Below are 17,913 nucleotides of genomic sequence, written 5' to 3' on the forward strand. Positions count from 1 at the left end.
TGAGGGACGCCGCCGGCGGGCGGCACGTCGCTCTGCGGAAGGTCAGGCCACCGCGGCCTTCCTCGCCAGCATCGTCATCGCGATCATGCCGTATGCCGCGGCCAGCAGCGCCATGACTGCCAGGGGCCCCGCCGCCTCCGCGACGCTTGCCCCCATCTGGTTGAAGCGGACGAAGAGGTGCATGGCCGGCGTAGCAGGCGACGCCCAGGCCAGCGTCGCCAGCCACGGGGGCATCTGGTCCAGCGGCCAGGCGAAGCCCGCCAGGAAGACGAGCGGCACCGAGGTCGGGATCAGCAGCTTGAGCGCGGCGTCGCCATCGCCGAGCGCATGGCCGATCGCGAGCCCCAGCGCGGACACGGCGCCGGCGAAGAGCGGCATGGCCATCACCACCCCGGCGATGTTTCCCGCCCGCGGCACGTCCTGGATCCAATAGGCGAAGCCGAAGAAGAACGATTGCGCGAGAATCCCGATCAGCGTCATCGCTGCCCAGGTCCCCAGCGATGCCCGCAATCCGCCGAACGCCGCGCGTCGTCTACGTCGTTCGGCGGCGAGCCGCGCCGACGCGAACAGCAGCGTCTGCTGGAGAATGATGTTGCTGACCGCCGGGAAAATGTAATCGCGATAGCCGGCGGTCGTGTTGAACAGCGGCTGGACGCGGACGAGGCCTGCCGGATCGGGCAGCCTGCGGTCGATCGCCTTGCCCCGCTGCGCGATCGCGTCGACCAGCGTATCGGCAAGGGTCAGCGCAATCGCCTCCGCGCGCACGGCATAGGCGGCGTTCACCACCAGCATGGCACCGGCCCCGGGCCTGATCGCCGCAGGATGCGTCGCGATCGCGTCGAGATCGCGCGACAGGAAAAGGATACCGTCCGCGCGCCGGTCGAGCACCGCATCCTCCGCCGCTGCCAGATCGACGGCTTCGCCCACCACATGGACCGAGCGGCTCGCCTCGAGGGCCCGCGTGATCGACCGACCGAGCGGCGAATGCCCCTGATCGACGACGACGAGGTTCATGCCCTCCGCCGCCTGCTGCGCATAAGGCGCGGGATAATAGAAGGCGTAGAAGAGCACCGAGGCGATCGCGAGCGACACCAGTTCGCGCGTCGTCGCGATCTCGATCAGCGTGCGCTCGAACGCTTCGCGCAGGGTCATGCCCGTGCGCTCCGCGCGACCAGCCAAAGGCCCAAACCTCCGGCGATCAGCGGATAGAGCAGCAGAGCCCCCGCCTCGACTGACAGCGGCAACGGATGCGCACCGATCAGCGCGTCCATCTCGAAGCGGATATAGTGCGTCAGCGGCAGCGCGGCACTCCACACCTGTGCCAGCCGCGGCGCGCCGTTGATCGGCAGCGACGCACCCGAATAGGCGAGCGCCGATCCGGTGATGATCACCGCGGCGGACAGGGCGGTGGCCATCTCCCGCGTCGTCACGATCAGCAGCAGGGCGACGCCCACCGTCGCCAGCGCAAGCAGGAGAAGTCCGCCCGCCACCGCCCATATGCTGCCGACGAAGCGATAGTCACCGAGCAGCGTCAGCGCGACGATCCACGCCGTGCCCCACGACCAGCAGGCGAGCACATGCGGGGCGAGCCGCCCGACGAGATCGAGCGACGGGCGCACCGTCACACGAGCATATCCGGCGAAGGTCTTGCCGGCCAGCAGCGGGGCCACGGCGCCGATCGCCGAGACTGCGAACAACAGGTGGATCACTGCTGGACCAAGCAGCAATCCCAGGTACCAGCCGAGGCTGGCGGTCGGATTGCCCAGAAGCGTCAGGCGGACGCCCGGCAAAGGTCCGCGCCCCGGCGAAATGCCGTCGACCCCGGCGGAACGCGGCGCCGCCTCCGCGACGCGCAGGGTCACGGCAGCCCGCAAGGCCGCCTGTGCCGTCGACCCGGCGGCAAGGAACTGCGCTTCGTACAGGATCTCCGCCGGCGGCGATCCGGCCAGCCCGATACCGCGCGGAATGACCAATATGGCGAGCGCCCTTTCGGATCGTACCATCGTCATGGCGGTGGCGACGTCCGGGGTGACGGCAGCGACGCTCAGCATCGGCGACGCGTCCACCGTCCTGCGGATCGCGCGTGCCAGCGCACCGCCGTCATGATCGACGATGACCACCGGCCCGTCGCGCACCGATCCGCGCGCGATCATCGCGCCCATGAGGCCGAGCAGCACCGCGGGCATTAGGGTCAGCAGGATCAGGTCGAGTCTCGAGCGGCGGAGCCGTGTGCATTCGGCGCGCCAGCCCCGCGCTATCGCTGCGGCCGGTGCCGACGCCGCACCGCGCGTCATCGCGTGAACAGGACGCTCATGCCCGGCCGCAGGCCAACGACCGGGCCGGCCGGCACCAGCCGCACCTCGAAACCGCGCACGTCGTAGCCACGGGATTGTCGATCCGCGCGGAACGTCGCGAACTCACCCTGCACCGCCAGGTGACGAACCCGGAACGCGATCGTACGGTCGAGCGCGGGCACGCGGCCCTCCAGTATTTGCCCCTCGGAAAGGCCATGCAGGTCGTCCTCGCGCACCGTGAGCAGGACATAGGGGTGGTCGACATCGACGATCTGCAACGCGGGAAGCACGGGGCCGATGATCTCGCCGGCACGGACGAGGCGGCGCGAAACTTGGCCCGCGATCGGCGACACCAGCCGCGTCTCGTTGAGCAGCGCGCGTGCCGTGGCGTCTGCCGCCTGGGCGACCCGAACCTGCGCATCGGCGATGCGGCGGGTCTGCGGACGTGCGCCGGCCACCGCCTTCGCATATTGGGCGTGCGCCGCCTCGGCCGCACGCGCGCTACTGTCGCGCGCCGCGCGCGCCTCGTCCCGCCGCTGTGCGGCGATCACGCCTTCGGCATACAGGGTCTCGGCGCGCCGCGCGCTGACGGCGCCGAGGTCCGCGGTAGCCTGCGCTGCCAGCCACGTGGACCGGAGCGAGGCGACATCCTCGCGCCGCGCGCCCTCGTCGGTCAACGACCGCGTCGCGCGCGCGCCCTCGAGCGTTGCCGCGGTCTGAACCGCGGCATTGCCCAGCTCCGGGCTCGACAGCGTCGCCACGACCTGCCCCGCGCGCACGCGGTCCCCTTCGTCGACCATCAGCCTGTCCACGCGCGCCAGCGCCTTGGTCGCGACATTGACGCTGTCCGCCTCCACCTCGCCTTGCAGCGGCGGCGTCGCGGGGCGGCTCGCCAGCCACAGCCCCGCCACGAGCAGAATCGCGACGGCTGCCAGCACGCCGTAAAGGATCAGCCGCCCTCGCCGGGACGGACCGGTATCGTCCACGACCTCGACCATCACGCGCCTTCGGCCGTTACATGCTGATCGGCGCGGCGCAGATACATCTCGAATTCGTCCATCCGCCCACTTGCCGTCAACAACCCCGCCAGCGCCAGATCATATTCATACGCCACCGACACGCGTTGCGCGCGCGCGGCCGCAAGCGCCGCCTCGGCACCCGCAACCCGCGTCACCGTCCCCTCCCCCTCGCGCAGGGCGACGCGCTGCACGCGCAGATTCTCGCTTGCCGCCGCGATCGAACTGTCGAGCAGCAGAAACGAGCGCCGCGCGCCTTCGACGAGGTTCCAGGCACGACGTATCGCCTCGCGCGCTTCCTTGCGCGCAGCCCTTCCTGCCTCTGCCGCGGCACGTTCTCCCTCCCGTGCCGCCGCGAGCGTATGCCCGCGATCGAGTCCGGACAGCAGCGTCACGCGCGCGCCGATACCCACCACCCAGTCGGGCTCGGTGGGCAGCGCATTGCGGCTGTTGGCGTTATACTCGCCAAAGCCAAAGACCTGCGGGCGATACCGCGCCTTAGCCAGATCGGCTGCGGCACCCGCTACCTCGCGCGCGGCATCGGCTTGCCGGCTCAGCGGCGTATCACCCTCGCCCCCCATGAAGGTTTCGGCCGGCGGCAATGCGGTGCTGGACACGAACAGCGGTGTCGACGGCGCGGCCCCCGGCATGTCGAGAATGTCGCGCAGGTCTTCATCAGCCGCCTCGTCGGCGAGGATCGCCCTCTGCAGCGCGCGCTCCGCGCCGTCGCGCGCGACCGCCGCCTCCAGTGTCGCGGCGCGCGGCGTCACGCCGGCGATCTCGGATCGCTGCACATCGTCGTAAAGGCTGCCCAGCGCCTGCCGCGTCTCCTGTGCGGACGCGCGCAGGGCACGTGCTGCGATGCGGCCGAAATACACCCGAACCAGATTCACCTGCGCCAGATCCCGGGCCTGCGCCGCGCGGCCCTGCGCCATCGTCACGCCGGCACGCGCACCCCGCTGGATCGCGGGGATCGCCCCTCCGGTGTAGAACGGTACGGCGGCCTGCACGGTCGGCCGAAACACCGTGTCGCGGTAACGATAGGAAAGGCTGTCGGGGATGAGCGCGAACAGCCCCGGCAGGGCGCGATCGATCCGCCCCACCACCTCGTTGGCGATCTGCTGAAACGCCGGAGGCAGGGAATTGGGCAGCCCCACGAGGAAATCCTGTGTGGCGCCAAGGGCATTGGAACGCGCATCCGACAGATCGACGGCCAGCGTCTTCTGATATTCCAGCACCTGCGCGGATGCGGTGACAGTCGGGCGGTGCAGGGTTCTCGTCGTCGCCGCCGCCTCGCGCGCGGCCGCCACGGCGTGCTCCGCACTCGCCAGGCTGGGCGAGGACGATTCCATTCGCGCCCGAGCCGCCGCATAGGTCAGCGACGGTTCTTGCACCTGTGCCGCCGCGCTCACGACGGCCGCGATCAGGGTGACGGAGGAATGCATGGCGTCCATTCAGCGTGGATGACGATATTCGCCTTCCCGAAGTCCGATTGCAAATCGAAATCCGTGCGGACGCACGATCCTTCGACCTGTCGGATCGGCGGCCCAAGAAAGACGGCGCTGCCAACTCTGGCCGACGCGCGGACGAGCGCCGCGGATGGATGTCCGGCGTCCGCTCGGGTGTCTCCCGAGCACCGCTCGAGCAAGGGCGTTTATATCGGCTTTGGCTGCAGCGCACCGAATTTGGCCCGACGGCACATCGTTTCGCGGATGCCGACGCACCCAATATGAGCAGCCGCCGGGTCAAAAGCCTGTGCGCGACTCGGCGCGACGATGCTCGGCACGCGGCTTTGCACCGGCCGTTTTCCGGGGCGAAAAGAGTGGCTCATGCCGCCGGATGCTCCCTACGGGTCGGCCGGGGACACCGACGCCGGCGCTGGCGCGCCCGCTCCATTTTGAGTAATATTTACCATGACTGAATGATTTACGTTATTGTAGGGTGCACCGATCACGACACTGATGCCGGCCGGAGAACCGTTTGAATGCGGCACTTGACGCTTTTGGGAGAGCGTCGAAGCGGGAGAGAGAGCAATGGTGGATCTGGATCTTGCCGAGCTGCTTCTTCTGGCGCCCGCCGAGGACGCCGAGTCGCCCATACCGATCTCCAGCCTTCCCCCGGTCGATCGCTTCGTCGAAGGCCTTTGCCGCGCGGTCGGTGCCATTGCCGGCTGCATCGTCGTGCCTGGCGAAAGCGGGGGATTGCCTGAGCAGAGCCAAGCGATCGGACTCGTGGCGCGTACCGAGACGGATCGCGCCGCTATGCGGACGCTGATCGACGCCGCACCGCCGATATCGCGTCGGGGCTTCAGCTGGATCCGGGAAGCAGCGACGCCCGACCATTGCGGGCTGATTGTCGCCACGGGTGGTGCCGACCGTGACGGACATCTGATCCTCGCCTTCGCCCGCGATCATCTGGAAGACCCCGCCGTTACCGCGCAATTGCTTACGCTCGCACCGGGACTGGGCGTGATGGCCGGCGCGATGCGGGCGATCTCGGCGCAACGCGATCAGGCAGACCGACGGCGGTGCGCGCTGGAGGCGGCGTTGCAGCAAAGCGAGTGCGGCGTCGTCATCATCAGCGCTGATCAGACCGTGCTCTTCGCCAATGCGTCGGCTCAGGCCATCCTCGATGCGGGCGACGGCGTGGAATTGCGGCGCAACGCGCTCCGCCCGACGCGATATCATGATGCCGTGCGGTTCCATGCCGCGCTCGATGCGGTGGTCGCGCCGCCGCGGCATCGGGAAAGCCAGCGGGAACGGGGCGCCATGCTCCTGCTGGAGCGCACGGGAGCGGAGCGACCACTGATCGCCGTGATTGCCCCGGCGAACCGAGGGCATGCGAGTGACGTCGGGGCCGACGGCGACGCCGATGCCCCTTCCGGCGGCGCCGCCGCGATCGTCCGGTTGATGCGCCCGGAAACCAGCTTTGCGCACGGATTTGAGACGATCTGCCAGCTACACGGCCTCTCGCCGGTCGAAACCCAACTCGTCGCCTCGCTCGCTCGGGGCATGACGTTGGGCGAGGCGGCAACAAGCATGCGGATCAAGACGGATACCGCGCGCACCTATCTCAAGCAGGTGTTCGCGAAGACCGACATGCATCGTCAGACCGACCTGCTGCAGCTCTTCCTCCGCTATCAACGCGCGGTCAGCGGCGAGATGCTGTTCGACGCGGCCTGACAGGACGCGCCGCATCGCGCCCCCCCCTTTTGGGGAGCAGAAAAACCCCGAATGAGAATGGTTTTGCTCCCACATGAAGGGAGAATGAGGCAAAGCTGAACGACTAATTAACCATTGTTCCGATGGAACGGGCGGTGATCCTCGCGAAAAGGGGGACGGCGCTCCTTTCGCACTCCTTCGAAGGGACAATGAGCATGAAATCGAGCCTGATCATCAGTACGTCGGTCGCCGCCCTGCTCGCCGCGACCGCTTCCGCCGCTGCCGCGCAGGACAGCAGCTCCGGCGCAGGCCAGTCGGCCGCGCGCAACGACAGCATCGCGACCGGAAACATCAGCGATTCCGGCAACACGACGCGGACCGATGCCGCGAACAACTCGGTCAACGGCAGCTACAATCCCGTCGCGGTCGACAACACGAACAACTCGGCCAACGGCAGCTATAACACGAGCACCAGCAGCACCGCCAACACCGACAATTCGACGACCGTCGGGGACGTCTCGCTCGCCTCGAACAGCTCCACCAACAACAGTGGCAACACCGCCACCAACACCAGCACCGACAATTCGGCCAATGGCAGCTACAACGGCGGCAACACGGCCACCAATACGAACACCAACACCAGTACCGACAATTCGGCGAACGGCAGCTACAACGGCGGCAATACCGCCAGCACCACCAATACCGCCACCACTACCAACACCGATGCTTCCGTCAACGGCAGCTACAACGGCGGCAATACGTCAAACATGAGCTCGACCAACACGACGAGCAATTCGGACAGTTCGACGAAAGTCGGTGACGTGTCGCTGGCGTCCAACAGCTCGACCAACAACAGCGGAAATACCACGACGTCGACCACCACGACAAACAACACCGACGCATCCGTTACCGATAGCGGCAACGTGATGACCACCGACAATACGAACAATTCGACCAACGGCAGCTACAATGGCGGCAACACGTCGAACACGACCAACACCGCCAACACCAGCAACACCGCGTCGACCACGAACACGGATCGATCGACGACGGTCGGCGACGTGACTCTGACGGACGCGTCGAACCACTCGGTGAACGACAGCAATAACGGTGGCAACACGTCGACGGCCGACAGTGGAAACACCAACGCCTCGACCAACAACAGCGGCAATACGTCGATTGCCGACAGCCAGAACTCGAACAGTTCGACCAACGGCAGCTACAACGGCGGCAACACGACCGACAGCAACAACACCGCCACCAATACCACGACCAACAACAACAATCAGACCTACGCCACCAACGCGTCGACCAACGATAGCGGCAACACGGCCACGACCAACAACAACAATCAGGTCGACAACAGCAACTCGTCCACGAACAACAGCAACAACACGGCGACGACCAACAACAACAACCAGACCTACAACACCGAAAATACCTCCCTGGCGTATACGACGACGACCACGGAAACCGCCGGCAGTTCCACCGTCTCGCCAAGCAGCACGTTCGGCGACAGCGCGGTCGTCGCGACCTCGGCGCTGTCGAACTACGTCAGCGGGGTGAAGGTGAACTTCGCCGGTTCGGCGGGTGAATCGAGCACGACGAACAACAGCCTGACGACCGGCGACACTGCGTTCCAGAACTTCGCTGGCATGCAGGCGCTCAACGTCAACACCGGCGCGGGTGCGTCCCAGAACGCCAATGTGAGCGTGGCGGTGACCGCCGGCAACATTACGCGCTGATCGCAGCCCACCTGGGGCGGTCGGCGCTGCGCCGGCCGCCTCCCTCCTAGCGTCGCCGTCCGGCATGGACAAAGGGGATCGTCATGCGCCGCATCATCCGCGCTCTCTCGTTGATAGGCAGCCTGGCCGCTGCCACACCTGCCCTGGCCCAGGACCGCACGACGGCGGCGGATCAGCAGTCGCCGGCCTTCGCGGATGGCACCGTGCTCGGAGACGCCGATCTCGGCACGGTTGCGGGCCGCGAGGATCGCGGTACGCAGATCGCCGCCGCCGACCAGCGCAACACGGTGTCGAACAATTCGGTCACCGGCAATTCGGTGACGGGGTCGGTGACGATCGACGGCCATGCGTTTTCGAACCTGTCCGGCCTCGCCGTCATCAGCGCCAACAGCGGCAACAACGTCGCGATCAATTCGGCGATGAACGTCGTCATCAACCTCGGTCCGCAATGAGGCCGACGCCGGCCTGGCTGATCCCGGCGATGCTCGGCCTGACGGGCTGCGCCGCCACGATCGCGCCTGCCGATCCGCATTTCGCCGGCGCCTCGGGTGCGATCGCCGATTATCAGGTCCCCGTCGCCTCGATGCTGGCGCGCAAGTTTGCTACCGTCGTGCGTCAGCAATATGACTTCAGCTGCGGCTCCGCCGCACTCGCCACGCTGCTGCGCTATCATTACGGCCTGCCGCGGTCGGAGGCGGACGTCTTCACCGGCATGTGGCGTCAGGGCGACCAGGCCAACATCCGCAAGGTCGGCTTCTCGCTGCTCGACATGAAACGCTATCTCGCCGACAGCCATCTCCAGTCCGACGGCTACAAGGTGACGCTGGATGCGATCGCGGCACGGCGGCTGCCCGGGATCGCGTTGATCACCTACAAGGGCTATCGTCATTTCGTCGTCGTCAAAGGGATCACCGCCGATACGGTGCTGCTCGGCGATCCCAGCCTGGGCCTTCACGCCATGCCGCGTGAGGCGTTTCAACGCATGTGGAACGGCGTCTATTTCGTGCTGAACTCGGCGACGCCCGTCGGCACGAGCAATTTCAACGGCGTCCGCCAATGGCAACCGCTCGCACGCGCGCCGATCAATACGCCCTTCCTGGATCCGCTCAGTCTGCAGGCGCTGACGCTGAGCGCGCCCTTCTACCGGGACTTCTGACGATGCGCGCACTTCTTATCGGCTGTGCACTTGTGGGAGCGGCCACACCGGCGACCATCGTGCGGGGCCAGGACTTCGGCCCTCCGCTGCCCGAGGCGGAACTCGCGACGCAGACCGGGAAGTTCATTCTGCCGGGGGGCGGCTCGCTGGCCCTCTCGGTCACCAGCGACACGTTGCTCAACGGAACGCCGATCCTGCGGACCGTGCTGACGATCGATCAGGGCTCCACGCTGCAGGTCTTCGGTCGCGACGGTAGCGTCGCGACACCCGCCGGGGGCACCGAAACCGCGACCGGCGCCGGCACCGCCCCTACACTCGCGAACGGTGTGTCGGTGCTGTTCAACCGCCCGACGGGCGCGCAGATCACGCTGCCCACGGTCAGTACCGTCCGCACCGGCGCTACGTCCACCGAAGCGCAGGCGGGCTTGGTGCCGATCGCCGTGGTGGCAGGTGGCCCGGCGGTGCGGACGCCCGATGGCCTCGTCTCGCTTTCCACGCTGCCCAACGGGTCGCAGGTGATGCTGGTCGGGGACCAGATCGGTGTCGCGCATCTGGTCGGCCAATCGGTCGCGACCGCGATCCTCAATGCGGGCAACGATCGTACGATCGATACGGTGACGACGATTGGCATCGATCTGCATGATGCGACCGCACTGACACTCGGCAGCGCGGTGTTGAAGGTGGATGCACTGGCGGCCGACGCCGGTCGGGGCATGGTACGCTGACAGTGCGGGAAACACGAACATTCGCCGGGGGGAACGACATGATACGAAGCTGGCGCATAGCCCTGATCGCAGCGACGATCCTGACGCCGGCTGCCGGTCATGCGCAGTCGCGGCCCTCCGGTCAGTCGCTCGGTCAGACGAAGATCCTGCAGCGTGAGCTTGAGGCCGCGCGCGCCGAGATCGCGGCCCAGCGCCGGCAGATCGAGGCGCAGGAGGCACGCCTCGCGGCGCTGGAAGCGCGGATGGGCAGCCTCGTCTTGGCGACGGGGGCCGCCGCCAGCGGTCCGGGCGCGACGCAGCCGGCCGCCGCCGTCGCGCAGGCGAGCGCGGCCAGCACGCCGGGCGACCCCGCGACGATGGTCGCGGCCACGCCCACGCCACGGCTCGAGAGCGTCGGCACGCGTCCCGCCGATCGAGACCGTCCGCCCGAGGTGGCGGTCCTCGGCAGCGAGGGCAGCGTCGTCACGCGCAAGGGCCAGCTTACCGGCGAGCTTCAGTTCGACTACGCCCGAGCCGATCGTAACCGGGCATTGTTCCGCGGCATCGAAATCGTCGAATCGGTGCTGGTCGGCGAATTCAACATCAACGAAAGCCGGCAGGACATCATAACCGGGTCACTGGCGGCGCGCTACGGCGTCACCGACCGGCTGGAGCTCGGCGCGCGGGTACCCTTCGTGCAGCGCTGGGACACCTCCGTGCTGGTGCCTGTCCAGGGCAGTACGAACAACGATGCCGCGCGCGAGATAAACAGCTCCACGCGGGGGAGCGGGATCGGCGACGTCGAACTGTCGGCGCGCTACCAGATCCTCACCGGGCGACGGGGTCTTCCCTATCTCGTGGGCAATCTTCAGGTCGTCGCACCGACCGGCAGCGACCCGTTCGCCGTACCGCGGCTGGCAACCGGCGAAGCCACCAAGGCTGCGACGGGGGCCGGCTTTTGGGGCGTGTCGCCCAGCATCACGGCCATCCTGCCGAGCGATCCGGCGGTCCTGTTCGGGACGATCGGCTATACCCGCAACTTCGGCAAGAGCGTGAATACCGAAATCCCGCCGGTACGCATCAACTACGTCAAGCCGGGCGATGCGCTGTCGTTCAGCGCGGGCATCGGCATTTCGCTCAACGAGCGCACGTCGATCAATCTGGGTTATGCCCACAGCTGGGCATTCGGCACCCGGACGCGCACCTCGCTGATCAACCCCCGGCCCACCGATCCCGCGTTTTTCGAGGAGACGTCGCGTGACCTGCAACTTGCCCGGCTGCTGTTCGGCGTGACCTATCGTGCGACCGACCGCGCCAGCATCAACTGGTCGGTGGAGGTGGGCGCGACCGACGACGCCGCCGATGTGCGAACCGTCCTGCGTGTCCCGCTGGTGTTGATCATGCCGAAATAACGCCGGGACACGGGCGCCGAACTGCCTGGGGCTGCAAGCCGGCCTGGCCGGCGCGCCTGGCGAACAACCGAGCGATCGCTCCCGCCCCACCAGATGCGGCCAGTGCCCCCGCACGCATTCCCGTCGCGCATGACGACGGGGACGCTAGACCCAGCGCCGGCCTAGTTTGATCCAAGTGCGCGGAAGCGGTATCCGGCGAAGGCTGGGTTGCATCGCGTCCCCTCGGTCGCCTAGCTTTCGCCAAAACACCGTATGGTCAGGGGAAATCGGCATGGATCGTCGCACCTTCATTCTTTCCAGTGCGGCAACCGCCGGATTGACCGCGCTCCCCGCCCGCAACGGCTTGGCACAGGCACCCGCCGGCCCGGCAGCGACGCCATCGCCGGGCGATGCGCGACTGAACGCCGCGTTCGACCAGGTGCTCGACCAAACCGTTCGCGCGTCACCGGAATTCGCCACCTCGCTTGGCCTCGACACCGGCAGCAACGCTGATCTGCGGCACAAGCTGGGTGACAACAGCTATGCCGCCATCGCCAGGGATCTGGCGCGAAACCGGAAAGCCTATGCGCTGATCACGGCCGTCGACCCTGCCTCGCTCTCGCCGCAGGCGCGCATCGATCGCGAGGTTGTTCTGTACAACATCAAATCGAACATAGTCGGGCCGGAGCAGTTCGGCCTGTCCTCGCCGCAGCGCCCCTACCCCATCTCCCAACAGGATGGCGTCTACTTCTCGCTGCCGGATTTCCTCGCCTCGACCCATCCGGTCAAGACGGCCGAGGATGCGCAGGCCTATCTCGATCGCCTCGCGCTGATGTCTCGACAACTGGACAACCAGACCGAAGTGCAGCGGCTTGAGGCGGCAAAGGGCCGGGTCGCCCCCGATTTCTCGCTTGATCTCGCGCTCGGCCAGATGGCGAAACTCAGGTCCCCCGCCCCCGCGGACAGTCAGCTGGTCCAGGCGCTGACCCGCCGCACGAGCGCGGCAAACATCACCGGTGACTGGCAAGCCCGCGCCGCCCGTATCGTCGCTGAACAGGTCTATCCGGCGCTCGACCGGCAGATCACTTTGCTCCGTTCGCTGCGACCGTCGGCTCGCAGCGCGGCCGGCGTCTGGGCCTTGCCGGACGGCGATCGGCTCTATGCCGCGGCACTGGCGCAGGCGACCACCACGACCCTGTCGCCCGACGATGTGCATCGCATGGGCCTGGAACAGGTCGCCGAACTCACCGCGCAGCTCGATCCGATCCTGCGCGGCCAGGGTCTGACGCAAGGCAGCGTGGGCGCCCGTCTCGACCAGCTCAACCGCCTGCCGGCGCAGCTGTTTGCGGATAGCGACGCGGGACGAGCGGCGTTGCTCGCCAGCCTCAACGCCAGCGTACGGGCGATGCAGGCGCGTCTGCCGCAGGCGTTCACCAATCCACCCAACGCCCCGCTGGAGATCAAGCGCGTCGCGCCGGAGATCCAGGACGGCGCACCGAACGGCTATTACTTCCGCGCGCCGCTCGATGGTTCGCGTGCCGCGATCTACTGGATCAATCTCAAGAGCGTTGCCGACTGGCCGAAATACTCGCTGCCGAGCCTGACCTACCACGAAGGCGTGCCCGGCCATCACCTGCAGATTTCGACCGCGCAGCGCGCGCCTACGCACCCATTGCGCAAGATCGCCTTCTTCAACGCCTATCTCGAAGGCTGGGCACTCTATGCGGAGCAGCTGGCCGACGAACTCGGCGGCTATGCGTCGCCCGTCGAACGCGCGGGCTATCTGCAGTCCTTCCTGTTCCGCGCCGCGCGGCTCGTGGTGGACACCGGTATCCATACCAAGCGTTGGACGCACGATCAGGCGACCCGGTATCTCGTGGATACGGTCGGTTTCGCACCGGGTCGGTCGCAGCGCGAGGTCGAACGCTATTGCGTCTCGCCGGGGCAAGCCTGCAGCTACAAGATCGGACATGCCGCGTGGCTGCGCGCGCGCGAGAAGGCCAAGGCGATCGCTGGCGCACGGTTCGACATCAAGCATTTCCATGACGTGCTGGAGGCCGGCGCCATGCCGCTTTCCATGCTGGAGCGGATCGTCGAGGAGCGTGCTCGGATGGTCTGACCGCACAGGCGAGATGTATCGGCATTTTCCGATGGGATTTGACCATGGTCGAAACATCGGGTAATGCCGATGCATGATGACCGACGACGCGCTGGTTGCGCTCTCCGCGCTTGCGCACCCGACGCGCCTGGAGGCGTTCCGGCTGCTGGTGCGACACGCGCCTGAGGGGCTTTCGACGGGCGCCCTCGTCGAGGCGGTCGGGCTGACGCAGAGTACGCTGTCCACGCACCTTGCCGTTCTGGCAAAGGCGGGTCTCGTCGTCGCCGAGAAACGTGGCCGCCAACAGATCCAGCATGCCGATCTGGACACGCTGCGCAGGCTCATGACCTTCCTGGCGAGGGACTGCTGCGAGGGGCGACCCGAATTGTGCGAGCCGCTGCTCGCCGATCTTTCCTGCTGCTGACGACGGAAGCGCTTATGACCATCGACATCGTCATCTACCACAATCCTGCGTGCGGCACGTCACGCAACACGCTGGCTCTGATCCGCAACGCGGGCATCGAGCCGCATGTCGTCGAATATCTGAAGACGCCCCCGTCGCGCACGCAATTGACCCATCTCATAACCCGCGCCGGCATCACCCCGCGTCAATTGCTGCGCGAGAAGAATACGCCCTATGGCGAACTTGGCCTGGCGGACGAGTCCCTGACCGACGACGCGCTCGTCGATGCGATGATGGCGCATCCGATGCTGATCAACCGTCCCCTGGTCGTCTCACCATTGGGCGTGCGCCTGTGCCGGCCATCGGAAATGGTGCTCGACATCCTGCCCGAGCCGCAGCGCGGCGCCTTCGCCAAGGAAGACGGCGAACAGGTCGTCGACGCCGACGGCCGACGGGTACGCTGATGGCGACGGTTCCGGCCGAGGCGCCTGCCTCCGGCATGCGCGCATTCGAACGCTACCTGTCCCTTTGGGTCGCGCTCTGCATTCTCGCAGGGATCGGGCTCGGGCATCTCCTGCCCGACGCCTTCGCCAGGATCGCGTCCGCGGAGATCGCGCGGGTCAACCTGATCGTCGCCGGGCTGATCTGGCTGATGATCGTCCCCATGCTGCTCAAAATCGATTTCGACGCGCTTGGAAGCGTACGACAGCATTGGAAGGGCGTCGCCGTTACCCTGTTCGTCAACTGGGCGGTAAAGCCCTTCTCGATGGCGGCACTGGGCACGATTTTCCTTGGCTGGCTGTTCGCGCCGCTGCTGCCGACGGAGGAGATTCCATCCTATATCGCCGGACTCATCCTGCTGGCCGCGGCGCCATGCACGGCCATGGTCTTTGTCTGGTCGAACCTTTGCGACGGCGAGCCGACCTACACGCTCAGCCAGGTTGCGCTGAACGACGTTCTGATGGTCTTCCTCTTCGCGCCGCTCGTCGGCTTGCTCCTTGGCGTCGCCTCGGTGACGGTGCCTTGGGCTACGCTTCTGCTTTCCGTCGCCCTCTACATCGTCGTGCCGGTCGCCGTCGCGCAAGTCCTCCGGAGGGCGATACTGGCGTCGGGCGGGCGCGCGGCGCTCGACCGGCTGCTGGCAGCGCTCGGGCCGGTTTCGCTCGTCGCGCTGCTCGCGACGCTGGTCCTGCTGTTCGGCTTCCAGGGCGAGCAGATCGTCCGCAAGCCGGCCGTGATCGCGCTGATCGCGGTCCCAATCCTCATCCAGGTCTATTGCAACGCCGGCATCGCCTATTGGCTGTCCAGGCGGTTGGGCGTCGCCTGGTGCGTAGCGGCGCCGGCAGCGCTGATCGGCGCGTCCAACTTTTTTGAGCTGGCCGTCGCAGCGGCGATCAGCCTGTTCGGCCTGAAGAGCGGCGCGGCGCTGGCGACGGTGGTCGGCGTCCTCGTGGAGGTGCCGGTCATGCTCAGCGTGGTCGCGATCGTCAGGCGCACGCGCGGCTGGTACGAGCATGCAGCCCGCTGAGCCAAGGTGCGGGAAAGGCGCGGGAAGTCAGGCAGCGCACCTGCCTGATCTCTCTTAACCGCCGGGATTTACAGTATTTTAGCCCGCCCCCGATAGGAAGGGCGCATGGCAAAGACCCTGGTCGGTTGGCTGGCCATTTCCAGAGAGCCAAGCCTGATTCTGGCGCAATATCGCGAGCTGAAGCGGCAGGTGCCGCTGCTGTACAGCTCATCCTCAACGCCTCTGCCGTCACCTACACGCATTTCGCCTATGCGCCGGTCTGGGTGACGGTCGGGTTCCTTGGCGCGTTGATCGCGACGTGCGGGTGGCGGATCGTCTGTTGGCTTCGCGCGCCCGAAGCCCATGCCGTCACGGTGGAAGCCGCGCGGGCCCAACTGGTCAGCACCACGATCCTGCCGGGATATTGGGTGCGGTCTTCCTGGCCTGGTCGATGCTGATGAACCAATATGGCGGCGTGGAACAGCAGGCCCATGTCGCGCTGTTCATCGCGGCGACCGTGATCGGCTGCATCTTCTGCCTGTACAATCTGCCGTCCGCGGCGATGTTCGTCACCGCGATCGTCACGGTGCCGTATCTCCTCTACTATCTCTGGCGGGGCGATCCCGTGTTCACTGCGATGGCGCTCAACATCGCCCTGGTGACGGGGGTCATGGTGCGCGTGCTGCTGAATGGCTTCGCCGCCTTCACCAACATGATCCGCTCCAAGGCCGAACTCGTCTGCAAGCAGGAGGAGACCCAGCGCCTCAGCGCCGACAATGCGCATCTCGCGCACACCGACATGCTCACCGGGCTGCCCAATCGTCGTTTCTTCTTCAATCGCTTCGAACAATGGCTGCAGGACGCCAAGCGCGAGAACCGCCGCATGGCGGTCGGCGTGCTCGATCTCGACCGCTTCAAGGCGATCAACGACACCTACGGCCATGCCTGGGGGGACCGCCTGCTCGTCGAGGTGGGTGCGCGGCTGGAAAGTTTCGCGAGCGAGCGCGTCAGCCTTGCCCGGCTGGGCGGCGACGAATTCGGCGTCCTGTTCGCCGACCCGATTGGCGACGTACGCTCCGCCGGCCAGGCCATGTGCGATGCGTTGTCCAAGCCATTCGTGATCGAAGGACAGACGATTTCGATCGGCTGCTCGGCCGGCATCGCCACCTGTCCCGACGCCGGCAGTGCCGTGCACGAGCTGTTCGACCGATCCGATTACGCCGCCTATCACATGAAGATGAACGGACGCGGCGGTTGCGCCCTGTTCTCGTTCGAGCACGAAAACCTCATCCGATCCGAGCGCGCCGTCGAGACAGCATTGCTCGCGGCCGATCTCGAGCGCGAACTCCACGTTTGCTACCAGCCGATCCTCTGCACGCACAGCTGCGACGTGCTGTCGGTCGAAGCGCTCGGGCGCTGGACGTCTCCCAGTCTCGGCCCCGTGCCGCCCGACCGCTTCATCGTCGCCGCGGAGAAGCTGAACATCATCCACGACATAACGATCGCACTGTTCCGCAAGGCGCTGCGCGAATTCGGCGCCATGCCGCCGTCGATACGCCTGTCGTTCAACCTGTCCGCAAAGGACATCACGTCCCCCGAAACGCTTCGAAAACTGATGGATCTGATTGAAGAAGGCGGCATCGATCCGAAGCGCATCACCTTCGAGCTGACCGAGACGGCCCTGATGCGCGATTTCCAGGCGGCGGTCCGGGGGATACAGTCGCTGCGGGCGCTGGGAGCCCGCTTCGCGCTGGACGATTTCGGCGTCGGCTATTCCAGCTTGGGGCACCTGCGGCGCCTCCCATTCGACAAGGTGAAGCTAGACCGCAGCTTCGTCGAAAACATGGATGAATCCTTCGGCCGCAACATATTCTCGGGCATCCTGGCCTTGTGCCGGACGCTCGAACTCGACTGCGTCGCAGAAGGCGTGGAAACCGAGGCGCAACTCGCATGGGTCACCAACCTCGGCTGCCAGCGCGTTCAGGGCTATTTTTTCGCCAAACCGATGCCCGCGCTGGAGCTAGCCGCCTGGTTCCTCGCCCGCACGACGTCGCCGACGCCGACCGTCGACAGCCGCTACGCCCTCTGATCGCAGCGTGGCGATGCGCGCGCGCGAGGATGGCCCAGCGAACGCCCGACCGTCGACCGGGCGTGCCGCACGTCGCCCGGGCGTAGGACAGTACGACATCGCCGGCGCCACATAGCTGCACGGCTTCGACAGAATCGTCCCCCCGTACGGGGCGGCCGCTGCGCCTCACGGCCGATCCGACGAAGAAGGACAGGCCGGACGCCAAGCCTCAAGCGGAATGGCACGCAAAAAACCGCCCTGGACTAGTCCTAGGGCGGTGCGGATGATGATACGTTGGTTGCGGGGACAGGATTTGAACCTGTGACCTTCAGGTTATGAGCCTGACGAGCTACCGGGCTGCTCCACCCCG

General features: G+C 66.7%; 17 protein-coding genes. 12 read left to right on the top strand and 5 right to left on the bottom strand.

Going from position 1 to position 17,913, the window contains the following annotated elements:
- Positions 1-42: 42 nt before the first annotated feature.
- From IQ292_RS15730 to IQ292_RS15750, 5 genes are all read right to left on the bottom strand, one after another.
- Entirely contained in the window at positions 43-1,152 is a 1,110-nt protein-coding gene (locus IQ292_RS15730) for an ABC transporter permease (protein ID WP_203311249.1), read from the bottom strand.
- Positions 1,149-2,294 carry an ABC transporter permease gene (locus IQ292_RS15735; RefSeq protein ID WP_203311250.1) on the bottom strand — a complete coding sequence of 382 codons (1,146 nt, stop codon included), beginning with the start codon at positions 2,292-2,294 and terminating at the stop codon, positions 1,149-1,151. The genes IQ292_RS15730 and IQ292_RS15735 overlap by 4 nt, the downstream gene beginning before the upstream one ends.
- A complete protein-coding gene (locus IQ292_RS15740; protein ID WP_203311251.1) occupies positions 2,291-3,292 on the bottom strand; it encodes an HlyD family secretion protein in 1,002 nt (333 codons plus the stop codon). Before IQ292_RS15740 ends, IQ292_RS15735 begins: the two co-directional genes overlap by 4 nt.
- Complete coding sequence (locus tag IQ292_RS15745) at positions 3,292-4,755, bottom strand: TolC family protein (protein ID WP_238941154.1); 1,464 nt, start codon at positions 4,753-4,755, stop codon at positions 3,292-3,294. The genes IQ292_RS15740 and IQ292_RS15745 overlap by 1 nt, the downstream gene beginning before the upstream one ends.
- A gap of 486 nt (positions 4,756-5,241) precedes the next feature.
- Positions 5,242-5,724 (bottom strand): hypothetical protein, encoded by a 483-nt coding sequence (locus IQ292_RS15750; protein ID WP_203311253.1) that lies wholly within the window; start codon positions 5,722-5,724, stop codon positions 5,242-5,244.
- A gap of 57 nt (positions 5,725-5,781) precedes the next feature.
- On the opposite strand from IQ292_RS15750, the gene IQ292_RS15755 reads away from it, so the two are divergent.
- The 12 genes from IQ292_RS15755 to IQ292_RS15810 all read left to right on the top strand — a co-directional run bounded on the left by IQ292_RS15755 (position 5,782) and on the right by IQ292_RS15810 (position 17,564).
- The gene (locus IQ292_RS15755) at positions 5,782-6,492 is read left to right on the top strand and encodes a helix-turn-helix transcriptional regulator (protein WP_203311254.1); all 711 of its coding nucleotides are present in this window, start codon (positions 5,782-5,784) and stop codon (positions 6,490-6,492) included.
- A gap of 194 nt (positions 6,493-6,686) precedes the next feature.
- Positions 6,687-8,216, top strand: a complete 1,530-nt coding sequence (locus tag IQ292_RS15760) for a hypothetical protein (protein ID WP_203311255.1) — start codon at positions 6,687-6,689, stop codon at positions 8,214-8,216.
- Between the two features lie 83 nt (positions 8,217-8,299).
- Positions 8,300-8,668 (top strand): hypothetical protein, encoded by a 369-nt coding sequence (locus tag IQ292_RS15765; RefSeq protein ID WP_203311256.1) that lies wholly within the window; start codon positions 8,300-8,302, stop codon positions 8,666-8,668.
- On the top strand, positions 8,665-9,372 hold the full coding sequence (locus tag IQ292_RS15770) for a C39 family peptidase (RefSeq protein WP_203311257.1): 708 nt from the start codon (positions 8,665-8,667) through the stop codon (positions 9,370-9,372). Before IQ292_RS15765 ends, IQ292_RS15770 begins: the two co-directional genes overlap by 4 nt.
- 2 nt (positions 9,373-9,374) lie before the next feature.
- Positions 9,375-10,097: a hypothetical protein gene (locus tag IQ292_RS15775; protein WP_203311258.1), complete on the top strand. Its 723-nt coding sequence runs from the start codon at positions 9,375-9,377 to the stop codon at positions 10,095-10,097.
- Between the two features lie 38 nt (positions 10,098-10,135).
- Positions 10,136-11,488 (top strand): transporter, encoded by a 1,353-nt coding sequence (locus tag IQ292_RS15780; RefSeq protein ID WP_203311259.1) that lies wholly within the window; start codon positions 10,136-10,138, stop codon positions 11,486-11,488.
- 271 nt (positions 11,489-11,759) lie between these two features.
- Positions 11,760-13,586 (top strand): DUF885 domain-containing protein, encoded by a 1,827-nt coding sequence (locus tag IQ292_RS15785; RefSeq protein WP_203311260.1) that lies wholly within the window; start codon positions 11,760-11,762, stop codon positions 13,584-13,586.
- 73 nt (positions 13,587-13,659) lie between these two features.
- A complete protein-coding gene (locus IQ292_RS15790; protein WP_203311261.1) occupies positions 13,660-13,989 on the top strand; it encodes an ArsR/SmtB family transcription factor in 330 nt (109 codons plus the stop codon).
- A 14-nt stretch (positions 13,990-14,003) separates the two neighbouring features.
- Positions 14,004-14,432, top strand: coding sequence for an arsenate reductase (glutaredoxin) (arsC, locus tag IQ292_RS15795; RefSeq protein ID WP_203311262.1), 429 nt, complete (start codon positions 14,004-14,006; stop codon positions 14,430-14,432).
- Positions 14,432-15,496, top strand: coding sequence for an ACR3 family arsenite efflux transporter (gene arsB / locus IQ292_RS15800; RefSeq protein ID WP_203311263.1), 1,065 nt, complete (start codon positions 14,432-14,434; stop codon positions 15,494-15,496). The genes arsC and arsB overlap by 1 nt, the downstream gene beginning before the upstream one ends.
- Before the next feature lie 105 nt (positions 15,497-15,601).
- The gene (locus IQ292_RS15805; protein ID WP_203311264.1) at positions 15,602-15,763 is read left to right on the top strand and encodes a hypothetical protein; all 162 of its coding nucleotides are present in this window, start codon (positions 15,602-15,604) and stop codon (positions 15,761-15,763) included.
- Positions 15,764-15,899: 136 nt separating this feature from the next.
- Positions 15,900-17,564 (top strand): putative bifunctional diguanylate cyclase/phosphodiesterase, encoded by a 1,665-nt coding sequence (locus IQ292_RS15810; RefSeq protein ID WP_203311265.1) that lies wholly within the window; start codon positions 15,900-15,902, stop codon positions 17,562-17,564.
- Positions 17,565-17,913 lie beyond the last annotated feature (349 nt).

The sequence above is a fragment of the Sphingomonas beigongshangi genome, assembly GCF_016820445.1.
GTDB lineage: Bacteria > Pseudomonadota > Alphaproteobacteria > Sphingomonadales > Sphingomonadaceae > Sphingomonas > Sphingomonas beigongshangi.